This is a genomic window from Rheinheimera marina, assembly GCF_042654345.1.
Taxonomy (GTDB): domain Bacteria; phylum Pseudomonadota; class Gammaproteobacteria; order Enterobacterales; family Alteromonadaceae; genus Pararheinheimera; species Pararheinheimera marina.
Genome location: NZ_JBHSGB010000017.1, coordinates 406311 through 422295 on the forward strand (window position 1 = coordinate 406311; position 15985 = coordinate 422295).

Sequence of the window (15985 nt, forward strand, 5' to 3'; positions counted from 1 at the left end):
CCCCTAGTCTGTGTGCAACCACTTACGAACAGATTCAGCTAATTCATCTGGATTGAATTTAGCAATAAAGTCATCCGCCCCTACTTTCTGCACCATCTGCTGATTAAACACGCCACTGAGCGAGGTATGCAAAATCACATGCAGAGGTTTCAGACGGCTGTCGATGCGGATTTCAGCGGTAAGGGTATACCCATCCATTTCTGGCATTTCAATATCGGAAATCAGCAGTCCAACTTTTTCTGTGACTGAATTCTGACACTGGGCGGCAATGTCCTGCAGAAAAGTTAAGGCTTCACGGCCATTTTTCACCAGATGCATCTGGACGCCTAAGGATTCCAGCGCACGTTTCACCTGGTTGCGGGCGACCGCGGAATCATCAGCAATCAGAATAATACGATCCCCTAAATCGGCGCTGATGCTTTCAGTGACCACATGGCTGCTGATGGTGGTTGGCGACGGAGAGATTTCTTCAAGAATTTTTTCAACATCGATAATTTCGACCAGCTCATTGTCAATTTCGGTCACTGCAGTCAGGTAACTTTGCTTACCACTGGTCCCTTTCGGCGGTGGCATAATGGATTCCCAGTTCATGTTGATAATTCGATCAACTGAAGCAACCAAAAATCCCTGCACAGACCTGTTGTATTCCGCGATGATAATAAAGCAGTCTTTGGTATTCTCGATGGCACGCCCGCCAGTGGCCAGACTCAAATCAATCACGGATATGGTCTGGCCTCGAATATGGGCTATGCCTTTGACATACTTATTGCGTTTCGGGATAGCGGTCAGCGGAGGGCACTGCAGAACTTCCCTGACTTTGAATACATTGATGCCAAAACGCTGGCGGCCATTCAGTCGAAACATCAAAAGCTCCAACCGGTTTTGCCCAACCAGCTGTGTGCGTTGATTGACTGAATCCAGAATACCGGCCATAAAGCACTCCCAAAGGTCCGAAGATGAGTCGGAATAAACAATCAGGCCTGATTCTTGCTTTGAGGTATCAGAACTGGTGATTTTCCAGAAAAATGACTGAAAATTGACATACTTAAGTATGTTATAACCCTTTGCAGATAAAGCATAGCCGAAAGCCTATGAAAATGTACGATAATTTTTTCCGCCGCAGCGGCAAGCTGTTGCCGTTTTTACTGTTGTTTTCTCCGCTTGCACTGGCAGAAAACTACAGTCCGGCACAGCTCACCGAGCTTGCCAGACAATGGTTGCAAACGCAGACCAGCAGCTCGGACAAAATCGAAGTGACGCCGCTGGATAGCCGGCTTGGACTGAAGAGCTGTAGCCAGGAATTGCAGTGGAAACGAATTGGCAACGGCCAGACCTCCACCTTGCAGCTGAGTTGCGAATCACCCAGATGGCAGCTCTATTTGAGTGCCAAAATTGCGCAAACTGTTTTGGCGGTCAGCAGCAGGCAAAATATTTCTGCAGGTTCCGTGATTGCAGCCGATATGCTGGAACAAGCGGAAACTGAAGTCCGCTTGTCCAGAGGCGCATTGGTTAGCGACCCGGCCAGCATAGTCGGAGCCCGGGTGAAACGTAGTCTCTCTGCTGGTCAGGCGATTACACAACAAGATCTCTGCCTTGTATGTAAAGGGGATCTGGTTACAATAGTCAGCAGCCATGGCACACTAGAAGTTCAGACCCGCGGCATAGCGCAGCAAGATGCAATCCTGGGCCAACAAGTTGCAGTCACCAACAGACAAACGCAGAAAACGGTGTTCGCTGAAGTGGTGGCGGTTAAAAAAGTAGCAATAAAGTTGTAGAATGCCCTAAAGTTTTTAAAGTCGCCGCCGTTAAACCGTGTATGGAACCGGAGACCAGGTGATGAGGTATCGAAATGGCAATTAACGTAAACACAGGCTTGCCAGCTACGCCCCAAGTAAAGGCGGATAAGACTGAGCAACAAAACCTGCAAAAACAGCAGGTTGTACAGCAGCAGGCGACGCAACAGCAAGCGACAACAGGCGTTGCTACGCAGAAGCAGGATTCTGTGTCCCTGACGTCTCAGGCGCAGCAGTTCAGCAAGGCGTCGGATAAAGCGAAAAACAGTTCAGGTATCGACCAGGAAAAAGTCGACCGGATTAAGCAAGACATTGCCGACGGTAAATACAAAATCAATATTGAGCAGCTTGCACGACGCATTGTTCAGTTTGAGTCAGATTTTTTCGGTAAAAAATGAACGATACCATCCGTCACCTCCTTTCCAATCAACAGGAGCAACTCGAGTTGCTCCTGTCTCTTTTGAAAAAAGAATATTCTGTATTAAGTGAACGGCAGATTGACCAGCTGGAGCAGTTGCTGCCAGAGAAACAGCAATGTGCGGACAAAGTCGCAGAGCTGGACCAACAACTGAGCCAGGCAGATGAACTGTCGGACTTGAAAACTCAGAAGTGGTTTATTGAACAGGTTGCAGAGCTACAGCAACTGATGGGCGAATGCCAGCAACAAACGCGGGTAAATCAGCAAGTGGTGGAACAAAGCCAGCTGGTCATCGCGCGCCTTAAATCTGAATTATTGCAAAGCCGGGGCCGCTCAGGTTTAACCTACACGGCGAAAGGCAAACCAGCCATCAACGATAAGGGGCCAGGCATCAAAGCCTGACCCCATCCGCTCCGTTGTACTCGCTCAGTCTAGTAATACTTCACGTTTTTAATCCGTCGGGTTGGCTGACTGTTCAAATACAGTTCGTACACCTGCTTAAAATCTAATTCCAGCTCAGTTGCATAAATATCGCCGACAGGATAAGTCTTCACGACCCTGGCACCACGAATAATGCCACTGACGGAGGCGTTTAGCTGGTCATCGCCAATCAGCACTTGCTGCATATTGGCTTCAGCGTTAATTCGCTGGCCATACACCTGCTCAGCCAGCTCACGATAGGCTTCAAGCTTGGATGCTTTCATCGCCAGTAACATACGCTCCTGGTCATTCGATCCAGGTTGTTGACTCATTGGCGCATAACCAACAGCTTTAAGCACAGGAAAACTGCCTGGCTCAACGGTTTCCCATTCAATATGGCGATCAGCGACCAGACTGCAACCTGATAACAGGCTCAGCATTACTGCAAATACACAGGAACTTTTTTTCATCCCTTTTACCTCGACTGATGATAAGCGCATTACGCCACTTAAGTTTCTCTCTGGTCTAATGCAGTTTCTATGCCCAGTTGCCAGATTTGTTATTAATTCAATGAACGGCACGGCTTTTGCTTATACCCGTTATTCATGTATTGAGGTGCATTATGCGTCAATCAACTCTTGTGGTTCCGCTACTTTGCCTGATGTCAGCGCCTGTGCTGGCGGATTGGTATGAGGCGACTGGTCAGGCGGTGATCCGCGGTACTGAGCGCTCTGACGCCCGGGCAGAAGCCTTGCAGGATGCCGTCCGCAAAGCTTTGCTTTATGCAGGAGCTTCAGTTCGCAGCGTTCAGCAAGTAACTGACGGTTTATTGACTCAGGAAACGTTGTTTTTGCAAACGCATGGCGAAGTGCAGAATGTGCAGATCATTTCGGAAACCGAAGAAGACGGCTATATCCTGGTCACTGTAAGGGCTGACATCTTCCCTGATCAAAAGCAGTGCAGCAATGTTCGGTTGAAAAAGACACTGATGATAAGCCCTTTTCAACTGACTCATCCGGAACAGGCGGTCACGGGGCAACTGTATGAAATCGGCACCAGCAGCACCAAAGTATTTATGCAAAAGCTGCAGGAGTTTTCGCATTCCAGTAACGGCAAATTGCTGCCACAAATCATTCGCCAGCCTGAACTCAGCTATCAGGAACGTCAGGCGTTACAACGCCAGTACGGCAGCCCTTACTTATTAAAAGCGCGGCTGGAAGATGTATCGCTCGGAGAAAGAATCGGCACCAACTGGAGTTTCTGGTCAGACGCTGAAAGGGAGCGCTTCTACCGTCTTGAGTTAGAACTTGTTGATATCCAAGAGCAAAAGCAACTGTTTAGCCAGACTTACCAGACATCTGCCATTTGGGACTTTCAGGACAGAACAGTGATAAGCCCAAACGGTCAGCGTTTTTGGCGGACTGATTACGGGAAGTCGATTGAACGGGTGCTAAACGCAGCGGCTCAGGACATCGAAGAAGTTTTGCGTTGTGAATCCGTGCAGGCTCAAGTCGTCGTGGTCGAGCCTGAACGGTTGATGTTAAACCTTGGCAGTGCACAAGGTCTGAAACTTGGGGATGAATTTACCCTGCTCTACCGTCGTCAGCACAAAGACAGTACCGGGAAATGGCAGGATCAAATCACCATCAGTGAGTTGAAACTGAAAATTACCGAGTTAACCAACCAGACCGCCTGGGCTGAATCAAGCAATGGTGCATATCTGGCAAATGTGCAGGTTGGCGACCTGGCCAGCCCGACGCTCAACCCTAAATAATGGCCGCCCCAACAGGAATCGAACCTGTAACTGCCCCTTAGGAGGGGGCCGTTATATCCATTTAACTATGGAGCGTTTGCGCCGAAGTCTAACAAACAAAAGCAGAATTGGGAATTTAACTCGAGGATAATGCGGCTGTTTTTCCTCGAAAATACAGCCGCTTGGCTAAAAGAGAAGCAGTCAGGGGCGCATTTGTTCCAATACAGAATGTGGAATAAAAACCTGACCGGCACTGATGACAGATTGGTCCATCGCACTAACCACCCGTGCATTGATTTGAACCCCTCTCAGGCTTGGAACCAGAGTACCAACCAAGACATAGTCAGCCTGAATTTCACTGCGTAACTGGTCCAAATCCCTGGACAGGGCATAGTCACCCGTCTGACCTATACGCAAACTCCGGCCTAATTTGTATTCAACAGCAGCCACCTGATAGTCGGGCAAACGGGTGACCAAAGCTTCAGCCATCTGCTGACCCAGCGGGTTGCTTTGCTCCAACTGATGATCAAATTCAACAAAACTGACCACAGCGACGCGGCGCCCAACCAGCTTATCGTTGGCCGCTAACTTAAACGCCAGTTGTTCTGCATAATCCGACACTTTTTTGTGACCACTGACACTGTAGGAAAGAGGTGCAGCAACCTGAGACATCGTCCCGCCCCCTTCTTCTGAAGGCAAGGTCATCCGCACCGGCCGTTGCGGCTGCGGCACTGGCGTGCCGATTTCACCAGGCCGCGCAGGCCTTGTGGTATAAGCCACAATAGCCGGGCCTTTTTTCCGCTCCTCTTCCAGCAAGGCGTCAAACTGAGCGGGCATAGGTTCATTACTTGCTGGTACGGCCTCGACAAAGTCCTGCCGGTAAAGCGACTCATCACTGTCCTGCCGCATGGGTTCAGGTTCATTCTGCTGCGCGACCTGCGGCTTTTCGCAATCGCAGGTCTGGCTGCATCCTGCCAATCCCAGCAACAGCAGCGCAGGGAGCATTACACGCATATCAGCCTCCTGCTTTGAGTAATAAATGTTGAGGTGACGCAGAATGTTGTAAGGCGTCACGCACCGCGGCAGGAATAAAACTCTGGGCGGTGGCAATCACTTTTTTCGACCCGACTGAGACTAACCTGGCATTGACCAGCACTCCGCCCTGGTGCTGGACCATAGTGCCACCTAATACATACTCAATCGGCTGCTGTTGCTGCAGCTCCAGAAAATCCCGGCTGTAAGTAAAATCACCTTCAGGCGTTACGCGAATGTAATCAGTGGTTTTAAAATCCACCACAGGTAAACCGAATAAATGCACTTCGTGCATCAGGCTTTCGGCCAATTGGTTGCCGAGCAAATCCGTTCTGTCCAGCGGAGAGTCCAAAAACACAAAACTGGTGACACCAATGACAGATTGTTGACGGGACAAATCCATATTGGCAATCAGATCATGCGCCATGCCCTGTACATAATGGTTCACATTCTGTGGAGGAACCTGTTGATGGGCCTGCTGTGAAGCTCGTTGTTGCAGTCGGGTCGCCTGATAGCTTTGCGCACTGTACACGGGCGTGACAAAGCCATTGGACGGGTCGACGGCGGCGCCCTCTGGTGTCATGCCGGATTGAGTGGCAACCTCAGACGTTGGGATTGGCTCTGCGGAGCCTAAATTCCACGCTGAGCTGCAACCAGCAAGCAGCGCAGCAGCCAGTATCACGAGTGGGGTTTGGGCGTTGAAACTCATCATTAATACTCCAACCTGTATAATTTGTCCTGCCGCATCCGCACTTTTTCATTCTGATCAAAGGCTAACTGGGGGATCAGGTTGGATGCTGCGGCGATGACTCTGTTGTGTTCTGTATCGACCAGTTTGGCGTTGACTGTAGTGTCATAATCGCCTTGTGTCATAGTGCCGGCAATCACAAAGCGGACCTGCTGCTGTTTGGCCAGTTCGGCCAGCTCCCGGCTCAAACCCTGTTCATGCTCTGCATACAGGCTGATTTGATTGGTCGCCCTTAACTCCACCACCTGATACCCAAGTTGGCTGGCAACCGTCTGCATGCTTTCCTGCAACTGAAGCCCCAACTGACGGAAGCGAAAATGCGCAGGTTCAGGTTTTAGGGTGTCGGCGTCAACAAAAGTCACTACTGCAACCTGGCCAATGGCAATAGGCCCTAATTCGGCAAAAAGCTGATCCGCCAGCCGCTCAGTGTAAAACAGCAACGGCTGTTCCGCTTTTTTCGGTGCAGACCGGGCCGTTGGGCTGGCAGTTTCCTGCCCATCCGGCAATAAACTGCAGCCTGTCAGCAGGCACACACTCAATAGACTTGCTCTGTAAAGCACAGCACACCTCAACGAAGGCATTCGAAAGATTGACACTTGGCGAAGATGCAGCAAAAAAAATGCCAGCTTGTTCGCTGGCATCTCGACTAAATCGCAATAGGCGCTTTGATGGCGGGATGCGCCTGATAATTCAGCAACTCAAAATCTTCGAAGCTGAACTCGAACAGATCTTTGACCGCAGGATTCATCCGCATCTGCGGCAATGGGTAAGGTTCACGGCTGAGCTGCTCTTTCACTTGCTGTAAGTGGTTGCTGTACAAATGCGCATCGCCGAAGGTATGCACAAAGTCACCTGGCTCCAGCCCACACACCTGAGCCACCATCATGGTCAGTAGCGCGTAGCTGGCAATATTAAAAGGTTTTGTGACATTGGGGGTTATGCTACAAATCGCTTCGCACGAATGATTCACTCTATTTTACTGGTAAAAGAGTGACTTTATGCTAATAGTTGAAGCAGAATAATAATGACTTTTATTCGAAGCCCTTCTGCACTGCAATTGGGTCTTTGTTGCTGTTAGGAAATAGCTCAGAATTCATAGTAACATAATAAAAGAATCTTGTTTTTCGACAGCAGAGATTAAGGCTTGTTGATCTTTGGTGTTCAATGAATCACCACATTACATCGGCAGCCATAGCATACAACACGCCAGTGCCACTGTGCTGGCGTAGTTTCAGACCAGCTTGTCATACCGTGTTGCCACGGCCCGATAGTGTTTCAGGCGGGCAAACACGTTTTCGACAAGATGCCTGTATTTATACAAACACCAATCCATGTCTCCATTCCCAACTTTCGAGTTCCGCTTCCTTGGAATGATGGGAACGCCGTTCTTTTTGCGGATCAACTCTCGGACTTTCTCACTGTCATACCCTTTATCTCCAATCACATGCTCTGCATCCGGCAGTTTTTCAAGTAAATCAAGAGCAGCCTTGCTGTCGTGAACCTCGCCGCCTGTAACAATAAAGTCGATTGGAAGGCCACAGCTATCCACCGCCATATGGATTTTGGTGGTGTTGCCGCCACGACTTTTACCTATCGCCTGATGCTCGTCTGAACTGGCTCCGGTTGCATGCTGGTGGGCTTTCACTATGCTGCCGTCAATAAATTCCCATTCTAAATCAATGTGCTGCCTAAGCTCTGTGAAAAGCTGCATGAGAACACCTTTCTTCGACCACAGATGAAATCGACGGTAGATAGCACTCCAGTCCCCGAAAGATTCCGGTAAATCACGCCATGGGCAGCCGACCCGCATCCTGTACAAAATCCCTTCAAATGTATTGCGGTGTTCCGGCTTGTCGTAGACCCGTCCTGTTTTCAGCATCAATCTGTTTAGCGTTGACCAATGGTCGTCTGTTAACATGGTTCTTGGCATGATGGGTTGTCATGGTTGGTTTTTGGCGAAAGCGATTATATCAATCCATCATGCCGTCTACATTTTCACCACCAAAGATCAACAGCCCCTAGTAATAAAGAAGTTGATTTTCACATAAAACGCAAAAAAGTCATGTAACAAAATACAACTTTTCACAATTCTTCCAGTGCGGGATCAAATAACAAGTTACCTTTCAATCTGAGCAATCTCTCTGGTGGAGCAACATCACCACTGTTAATTGCAACGTTTTCACGCCTGAGTATGTGGGCTGCAATAACCGCATTAACCGTCAATGCAATGCCGCCATTTTTCATACCATACATCAACTCAATCGCGCGTCTATTGGCGGCAGATGGATGAGGCTCCAGCGATAGCTCGACAATAGTATTCCATATGGTATCAGCAGGAATGTCTGATACTGACACGGGTCGTGTCGACTGAGCTACCGAAGACATTCTGGACAGCGAAAAGTCTATAAATTGAGACATCGACAAGTCGTAGGCTCGCACATACCAGCCACGATAACCATGAAAAATTGCAAATGGAACAATTTCGGTGCCCATTGAACCAGCTCTAAGGCACTCATACTCAATCTCGACAACACTCCGACTAACAATGGCCCGGTTAACTGCTGCAGTTACATGCATATCTGGATATAAAAGCGAGTTATCAAACGTGAAATCTGGCGCATTCTGACTGGCTCGCGAACACGTTAGCCCCTGCTGAAAATAACGCGACAGATTAGCGAGTGATTTTTGCGGGGTATGCACAAACAAAGCGGTGAATTTTTCAGTGCGATAAAACGCTTTGTCGTGATGCCTCATCTCCAAATTATCAGACGCTATTTGGCGGTACAAGGCAATATCCCTGGTACAACTGGCTGTAGCTAGCTGCAAACATTTACTCAGCCACTGTCGGCTAACCTTCCCATAAAACTCGAGTGAAAAATCGATGAACTCCAGACGATCTTTTTGCGTCAACGGCAGCTCATCAAGTGGAAACATTTTCAATGGAGCTCAACTTTTTTTGTTATTTTGAAAAAATATACAGCACAGACGTTCTTGCTGTCACCTTCTCGATATCTCAGGTCTTAAGATGTTCACGTCGACTTGCTTCTTAAGCAGTCAGGTTAAAGTTGAAGTAATGTTTTGAGTTGACCAGACGCTTGTACAGTCTGGCCAGGGTGTCAATTTGCGTTATCCGGTAACAGCGGACGTTCATCCGGTCCTCATCTGCATTACGAGCTGGTCATCAATAACAACCCTGTTAACTCTCTGGCGTTTCGGGCAGCGGCACCCGCTGATAACAAACTCGAACAGCATGCCTTTGCGCATGCCAGAGACTACGAACGATACCTGGACTGATAACGGGACCGCGACGCGGCCCCGTCTGCCGGATTAATTTTTTTTATCGTTTTCACTTCCGTGATGTTGATGATCTCCATGCCCTCCGTGGCCGTGGAAAAGATGCATTAGCGGGCAGACCAGCAATAACAGATATGGCCAGTAACCTGCCACATGTGACCAGTGTTCGCGCAGGAGGGCAAATGCCGCGATCGCGGCGACAGCAATAAGCGCATAGGTGGTACTTTTCATACTGGACTCCTTCTGTTCGTAACTGACCCTTCACTCAGTGTTATTTCCCGAGCCTGACACTTTTCAGACGCAACGCATTCACAATGACGCTGACGGAGGAAAGAGCCATGGCCGCCGCCGCAATAACTGGCGACAGCAGTATTCCATACACAGGATAAAGCAGACCTGCAGCCACAGGCACGCCAAGTGCGTTGTAGATAAATGCAAAAAACAGATTCTGTCGGATATTTTTCATGGTGATCTCTGACAGATGACGGGCCCTGTTCAGTATCATCAAGTCGCCTTTGAGAAGGGTGACTCCGGCACTTTCAATTGCCACATCTGTACCCGTTCCCATAGCTATGCCCACGTCAGCCGCTGCCAGCGCCGGGGCATCATTTACACCGTCCCCCGCCATCGCAACCACATGACCAGACGCTTTCAGTCGGGTTATCACTGCTTTTTTGCCGTCAGGCAGAACCCCGGCTTCAACCTCATCTATTCCCAGTTTCCGTGCGACTGCTTCAGCAGTAAGCTGGTTATCCCCGGTGAGCATAACAATGCGGATCCCCGCCTGACGCAAAGCTTTAAGCGCATCCGGCGTGGTTGCTTTCACGGGATCCGAGATAGCTATCAGGCCTGCAAGGTACCCATCTGTGGCCACATAGATAACGGTAGCGCCTTCCATCCGCAACGTATCCGCAACGGCCTTTTGATTATCAATAACGATACTGTTTTCCTGCATAGCCAGTTCATTACCAATAACAACCCGTTGACCTTCAACATCGCCTGAAACACCTTTCCCCGACGGAGCATTGAAATCACTGACTGCGGGTATCATGATCCCCCTGTGCTGGGCTGCCCGGACTACAGCCACACCCAGCGGATGCTGCGAGCCTTTTTCCACTGCGGCCGCTACACGTAAAAGAGATGCTTCCCCACCCAGATTGAGACTGATAATCCCTGTCACCGTAGGCGAACCTTCCGTGAGCGTGCCTGTTTTGTCGACAACCAGCGTGTCCACTTTTTCAAGACGCTCAAGGGCTTCGGCATTCCTGATTAACACCCCGGCCTGGGCACCTTTGCCTACCCCCACCATTATCGACATCGGTGTGGCCAGCCCCAGTGCACAGGGGCAGGCAATAATCAGGACCGACACAGCCGCAATCAGACCGTGCGCCATCCTGGGCTCGGGCCCCCAGACAGACCAGATCACGAAAGCAACAACCGCGATAAGTATCACCAGAGGAACAAACCAGCCTGAAACGCTGTCAGCCATTCTCTGGATGGGGGCACGCGAACGCTGTGCATCAGCGACCATCTGAACAATTCGTGAGAGCATCGTTTCATCACCGACTTTCTCTGCACGGATGATAAGACTACCTGTCTGATTAATCGTCCCTCCAATGACAGGGTCACTCTTCGTTTTGATAACCGGCATAGACTCCCCGGTCACCATCGATTCATCAACGGTTGTTTTGCCTTCGATCACGATACCGTCGACCGGAATACTCTCTCCAGGTCTGATGCGGAGCTTATCGCCAGGCAGGACATCTTCCGCATTAATATCCGTTTCATGACCGTCATGATCCAGCCGTCTGGCGGTTTTGGGGGCAAGGTTCAGAAGCGCAGTAATGGCGCCTGAGGTTTGTTCCCGTGCCCGCAGCTCAAGAACCTGTCCCAGCAGAACAAGCACCGTAATAACTGCTGCGGCTTCAAAATAAACGGCCACCAGGCCATCCATGTTTCTGAACGATGCAGGAAACCAGGAGGGGAAGACGGTTGCAATGACGCTGTAAACCCAGGCTACGCCGGTCCCCATTGCAACAAGGGTAAACATATTCAGGGAGCGGTTACGTAACGACATTCCGGCTCGGGCGAAGAATGGCCAGCCACACCACAACACGACAGGGGAGGCCAGAAGCAGCTGCAGCCATGTGTTGTACTGTGGCGGTACTGTATTCCTCAAGTCGGGAAACAGATGAGATCCCATTTCGAGTACCAGAACCGGAAACGCCAGCAACAACCCCAGCCAGAAGCGTCTTGTCATGTCGTGAAGTTCATCACTCGGCCCCGTGGATGCCGTAGCTACGAGCGGCTCCAGTGCCATTCCACAGACAGGACAGCTTCCGGGACCACTGCGGCGTATCTCCGGGTGCATCGGACATGTCCACACACCTTCAGAATTCTCTTTTTCCGCCTGGTGGTGAGGCTGTTTTATCTGATCAGGGCTGACTTCGTGATGATCGTGGTGATGGTGATGGGAATGTTCACTGGCATCTTCGGTAAGATAACGATCGGGATGGGCTTTAAATTTACTCTCACAGCTGGCGGAGCAGAAATAAAGTTGATGGTCCTGGTATCGAATGCTGCTGTGCGCCCTGTCGGGCAGGATGGCCATCCCGCACACGGGATCTCTCACCTTATGCAATACGTGGCCCTCGTCCGGGGATAATGTCTGCTCAGAAGCAGTCTGGTTGTTGTGTTGCACTGCATTGTCATTTTTCACAGTAACTCTCCTTATGCATACCGAAGCATCTTCTGTCTTCAGGGTATGTCATGGATGCGATTATCACGAATATCGCCGGCACAGGAGTGCCTGCTACCGGCGTCCCGTTATCAGCCGTTCCGCTGACTATTCGATTCGCTGAAAGACTTTTTTACTTCCATCCGGTGAGAATGCGATAACATCGTAAGCCTCTTTTCGGGCTCCCATCTCCATTCCAGGACTTCCTGCTGGCATACCGGGGGTGGCGAGACCGTATATACCCGAACCAGACTGCATTGCCTTATGTATCGTTGTCGCAGGCACATGGCCTTCAATGATCAAATTACCGGCAACCGCGGTATGACAACTTCGTAGTCCTGCAGGAATAGCATGCTTTTCTTTCAGGGCTGACAGCGCCTGATCATTCATGACGTGAGTTCGTACTTCAAACCCGTCTTTTTCCATCGCTTTGCCCCACAGGGAACAACAGCCACAGTTTTCAGATTTGTACATATCAATCACTTTTTCACTCGCCATCGCGGGTAGTGAAAGGCCGAGAGCCAGCGCCATTAGAACCACTTTTTTCATACTCACCTCTGTATATTATCGATATAAACCCTGACGTCAGGGTGAATCAGTAAAGAAGGACACCCACAGGGGGTGCCCTTTCAGGTTCAGGACACGCTTTTTTTATGTCTGCGCAGCCAGATTAATTTGTAGGCGGCAGGAATAATGAACAGGGACAGCAGCGGAGCCGTGATCATCCCACCAATCATGGGTGCCGCGATACGGCTCATGACCTCTGAACCTGCACCGGTTCCCCAGAGTATTGGCAGCAGACCCGCAATGATCACCGCCACGGTCATGGCTTTCGGCCGGACACGCAGTACGGCACCATGATAGAGGGCTTCATCAAGGCCTTCCGGTGTGAACGTCTCTTTACGGGACAATTCCGGGTGCGCTTCAATGGCATGACGCAGATACATCAGCATGACCACGCCAAACTCTGCTGCCACCCCGGCCAGGGCGATAAACCCGGTTCCGGTCGCCACTGACATATGGAAGCCCTGCCAGTACAGGAACCATATCCCGCCAACCAGGGCAAACGGCAGGCTCATCAAGATCAACAGGGCTTCATCAACCCTGCGGAATGCCAGATATAACAGGATGAAGATGATCATCACCGTCATCGGTACCATCAGTTTTAATTTCTTATTGGCGTGCTCGAGTAATTCAAACTGTCCTGAGAATGCCACACTGGTCCCCGGTCTCAGTTTCACTTTCTCACTGATGGCCGTCTTAATATCGTTCACCACCGACACCATGTCCCTGCCGCGGGCATCAACATAAATCCAGCTGGCTGGCCGGGCATTTTCGGTTTTCAGCATGGTTGGTCCGGAAACGACCTTAATATCGGCAACATCGCCCAGCGTAATTTGCTGCTTCATTGGGGTCAGGATTGGCATCTCTCTCAACGCCTGCGGACTGTTACGGTAATCCTGCGGATAGCGAATGTTAATAGGGTACCGGGCCACGCCTTCAACCGTCTCACCCACCATAGCCCCACCGATTGCTGAAGAGACGAACAGCTGGACGTCGCCCACAGTCATCCCGTACCGGGAAGCTTTTTCCCGGTTAATGTCCACATCAATATAACGTCCACCTTCCAGTCGTTCAGCCAGTGCGGAAACCACACCAGGTACGGTTTTAGCGACTGCTTCGATACTCTGTGCTGTTACATCGATATCCGACAGAACAGTACCCGATACCTTAATACCTATCGGACTTTTAATGCCGGTTGAGAGCATATCAATACGGTTACGGATAGGCGGTACCCAGAGGTTGGCCAGACCCGGTAAACGGACGGTCCTGTCGAGTTCTTCAATAATCTTGTCAATCGTCATGCCTGGACGCCACTGATCCTCAGGTTTCAGTTGGATGGTGGTTTCCATCATTTCGAGCGGAGCAGAATCCGTGGCGGTCTCAGCCTTACCGGTCTTGCCAAAAACGGAGGCCACTTCAGGCACCGTTTTGATTAGTTTGTCCGTGGTCTGTAAGAGCGCAGCAGCTTCTCCAGGAGACACGCCAGGTAACGTTGACGGCATATACAACAGGTCACCTTCGTTCATCTTCGGTAAAAACTCGCCGCCCACCTGACTCAGTGGCCAGATAACAGTGAAAATGGATAAAGCCGCAACCAGCAGGGTTGTTTTTGGCCAGTGTAGTACCCTGAGCAGTAACGGGTGATACGCTTTAATCAGCAACCGGTTCAGTGGGTTACTGGTCTCAGCAGGAATTTTCCCGCGGATCCAGAACCCCATCAGAATAGGGATAACAATGATTGCCAGTATGGCTGCACCCGCCATGGAATACGTTTTTGTAAAGGCCAGCGGACCAAACAGACGCCCTTCCTGCCCTTCCAGGGTAAAAATAGGAATGAACGATAATGTGATAATCAGCAGGCTGATAAACAGCGCTGGACCCACTTCAACGGAGGCGTCAGTGATAACCTTCCAGCGGGTGGCATTATCAATCTGTTCCCCGGGATGCTGATGGTCCCACTCCTCAAGCCGTTTATGCGCGTTTTCGATCATGACGATGGCGGCATCCACCATAGCTCCGACGGCTATTGCAATCCCTCCCAGCGACATAATGTTGGCATTCAGCCCCTGGAAGTGCATGACGATAAAGGCGATACACAGGCCAAGTGGCAGAGAAATAATCGCCACCAGGGCAGAACGGACATGCCAGAGGAACAGTGCGCAAACGACAGCAACAACGATAAACTCTTCAAGAAGCTTGTAACTGAGGTTGTCAATCGCACGATCGATTAACTGGCTGCGATCGTATGTCGTTACGATCTCCACTCCTTCAGGCAGGCTTGCCTTCAGCGTGTCCAGTTTATCCCTCACCGCCGTAATGACTTCGCGTGCATTTTTGCCCGAACGCAGGATCACCACTCCGCCAGCGACTTCGCCCTGACCGTTAAGCTCAGCGATACCACGCCGCATTTCCGGTCCCATTTGTATGCGGGCAACATCACGCAGGTAAACAGGTACTCCATTTTCCCCCGTTTTCAGGACGATATTTTTGAAATCATCAATAGTCTGAAGATAACCGCTGGCCCGGACCATATACTCTGACTCAGCAATTTCAACAGATGAGCCACCGGCTTCCTGGTTAGATGAGCTAAGAGCTTGTTTTACTTCTGGCAGACTGATGCCGTACTGCGTCAGTTTTACCGGGTCAAGCTGGATCTGATACTGCTTAACCACGCCGCCTACGGATGCAACTTCAGCGACATTAGGAATGGTTTTCAGCTCAAACTTCAGGAACCAGTCCTGCAGAGAACGCAGTTCTGAAAGGTCGTGTTTTCCGCTGCGATCGACAAGGGCATATTCAAAAATCCAGCCCACACCCGTGGCATCCGGACCGATTTCAGAACTCACCCCGGCGGGCAGTTTTCCCTGAACCTGATTCAGATATTCCAGCACGCGGGAACGGGCCCAGTACAGATCGGTGCCGTCTTCAAAAATGACATATACATACGAATCACCGAACTGTGAAAAACCACGCACAGTTTTTGCGCCAGGTACGGAGAGCATGGTGGTGGTAAGTGGATAGGTGACCTGGTTTTCTACAATCTGCGGGGCCTGGCCGGGATAGCTGGTTTTAATAATGACCTGCACATCTGACAGGTCAGGCAAGGCATCGACCGGCGTGTTAATAATCGTCCATGTACCCCAGATGCTGAGAAACAGGGCCCCCATCATGACCAGGAAACGGTTGGCGACAGAGCGCCGGATAATCCATTCAATCATCGTCGTCT

The 15985-nt window shown here is 50.4% G+C and carries 15 protein-coding genes, 1 tRNA gene and 1 pseudogene; 4 read left to right on the forward strand and 13 right to left on the reverse strand.

Features of this window, described 5'->3' with window-relative positions; genetic code table 11:
• Nucleotides 1-3: 3 nt before the first annotated feature.
• A complete protein-coding gene (locus ACFO3I_RS18235; RefSeq protein ID WP_377336539.1) occupies nucleotides 4-933 on the reverse strand; it encodes a chemotaxis protein CheV in 930 nt (309 codons plus the stop codon).
• A gap of 158 nt (nucleotides 934-1091) precedes the next feature.
• On the opposite strand from ACFO3I_RS18235, the gene flgA reads away from it, so the two are divergent.
• The 3 genes from flgA to flgN all read left to right on the forward strand — a co-directional run bounded on the left by flgA (nucleotide 1092) and on the right by flgN (nucleotide 2613).
• Complete coding sequence (gene flgA, locus ACFO3I_RS18240; protein ID WP_377336541.1) at nucleotides 1092-1775, forward strand: flagellar basal body P-ring formation chaperone FlgA; 684 nt, start codon at nucleotides 1092-1094, stop codon at nucleotides 1773-1775.
• 74 nt (nucleotides 1776-1849) lie between these two features.
• Complete coding sequence (gene flgM / locus ACFO3I_RS18245; protein WP_377336543.1) at nucleotides 1850-2191, forward strand: flagellar biosynthesis anti-sigma factor FlgM; 342 nt, start codon at nucleotides 1850-1852, stop codon at nucleotides 2189-2191.
• A complete protein-coding gene (gene flgN / locus ACFO3I_RS18250) occupies nucleotides 2188-2613 on the forward strand; it encodes a flagellar export chaperone FlgN (RefSeq protein ID WP_377336545.1) in 426 nt (141 codons plus the stop codon). Before flgM ends, flgN begins: the two co-directional genes overlap by 4 nt.
• Before the next feature lie 29 nt (nucleotides 2614-2642).
• On the opposite strand, the gene ACFO3I_RS18255 is transcribed toward flgN, so the two are convergent.
• On the reverse strand, nucleotides 2643-3101 hold the full coding sequence (locus ACFO3I_RS18255; protein ID WP_377336547.1) for an LPP20 family lipoprotein: 459 nt from the start codon (nucleotides 3099-3101) through the stop codon (nucleotides 2643-2645).
• A gap of 152 nt (nucleotides 3102-3253) precedes the next feature.
• On the opposite strand from ACFO3I_RS18255, the gene ACFO3I_RS18260 reads away from it, so the two are divergent.
• Nucleotides 3254-4405 (forward strand): flagellar assembly protein T N-terminal domain-containing protein, encoded by a 1152-nt coding sequence (locus ACFO3I_RS18260; RefSeq protein WP_377336549.1) that lies wholly within the window; start codon nucleotides 3254-3256, stop codon nucleotides 4403-4405.
• Here the strand turns inward: ACFO3I_RS18260 and ACFO3I_RS18265 are convergent.
• The 11 genes and pseudogenes from ACFO3I_RS18265 to silA form a co-directional block, all read right to left on the reverse strand.
• A tRNA-Arg gene (locus ACFO3I_RS18265) sits at nucleotides 4406-4480 on the reverse strand.
• A gap of 105 nt (nucleotides 4481-4585) precedes the next feature.
• Nucleotides 4586-5398, reverse strand: coding sequence for a FlgO family outer membrane protein (locus ACFO3I_RS18270; RefSeq protein WP_377336551.1), 813 nt, complete (start codon nucleotides 5396-5398; stop codon nucleotides 4586-4588).
• A gap of 1 nt (nucleotide 5399) precedes the next feature.
• Nucleotides 5400-6128 (reverse strand): FlgO family outer membrane protein, encoded by a 729-nt coding sequence (locus tag ACFO3I_RS18275; RefSeq protein WP_377336553.1) that lies wholly within the window; start codon nucleotides 6126-6128, stop codon nucleotides 5400-5402.
• A complete protein-coding gene (locus ACFO3I_RS18280) occupies nucleotides 6128-6697 on the reverse strand; it encodes a FlgO family outer membrane protein (RefSeq protein ID WP_377336630.1) in 570 nt (189 codons plus the stop codon). Before ACFO3I_RS18280 ends, ACFO3I_RS18275 begins: the two co-directional genes overlap by 1 nt.
• Before the next feature lie 113 nt (nucleotides 6698-6810).
• Nucleotides 6811-7083, reverse strand: a pseudogene (thyA, locus tag ACFO3I_RS18285) (thymidylate synthase); the annotation flags it as partial.
• A 312-nt stretch (nucleotides 7084-7395) separates the two neighbouring features.
• Nucleotides 7396-8094 carry an IS5 family transposase gene (locus ACFO3I_RS18290; RefSeq protein WP_377336555.1) on the reverse strand — a complete coding sequence of 233 codons (699 nt, stop codon included), beginning with the start codon at nucleotides 8092-8094 and terminating at the stop codon, nucleotides 7396-7398.
• A 152-nt stretch (nucleotides 8095-8246) separates the two neighbouring features.
• Nucleotides 8247-9098, reverse strand: a complete 852-nt coding sequence (locus ACFO3I_RS18295; RefSeq protein ID WP_377336633.1) for a BrxR family helix-turn-helix transcriptional regulator — start codon at nucleotides 9096-9098, stop codon at nucleotides 8247-8249.
• A gap of 393 nt (nucleotides 9099-9491) precedes the next feature.
• The gene (locus ACFO3I_RS18305) at nucleotides 9492-9689 is read right to left on the reverse strand and encodes a DUF2933 domain-containing protein (protein WP_000843494.1); all 198 of its coding nucleotides are present in this window, start codon (nucleotides 9687-9689) and stop codon (nucleotides 9492-9494) included.
• Nucleotides 9690-9729: 40 nt separating this feature from the next.
• Nucleotides 9730-12219 carry an Ag(+)-translocating P-type ATPase SilP gene (silP, locus tag ACFO3I_RS18310; protein ID WP_465269154.1) on the reverse strand — a complete coding sequence of 830 codons (2490 nt, stop codon included), beginning with the start codon at nucleotides 12217-12219 and terminating at the stop codon, nucleotides 9730-9732.
• 84 nt (nucleotides 12220-12303) lie between these two features.
• Nucleotides 12304-12744, reverse strand: a complete 441-nt coding sequence (locus ACFO3I_RS18315) for a DUF411 domain-containing protein (protein WP_000758228.1) — start codon at nucleotides 12742-12744, stop codon at nucleotides 12304-12306.
• Between the two features lie 86 nt (nucleotides 12745-12830).
• A complete protein-coding gene (silA, locus tag ACFO3I_RS18320; protein ID WP_326002277.1) occupies nucleotides 12831-15977 on the reverse strand; it encodes a Cu(+)/Ag(+) efflux RND transporter permease subunit SilA in 3147 nt (1048 codons plus the stop codon).
• Between the last annotated feature and the right edge of the window lie 8 nt (nucleotides 15978-15985).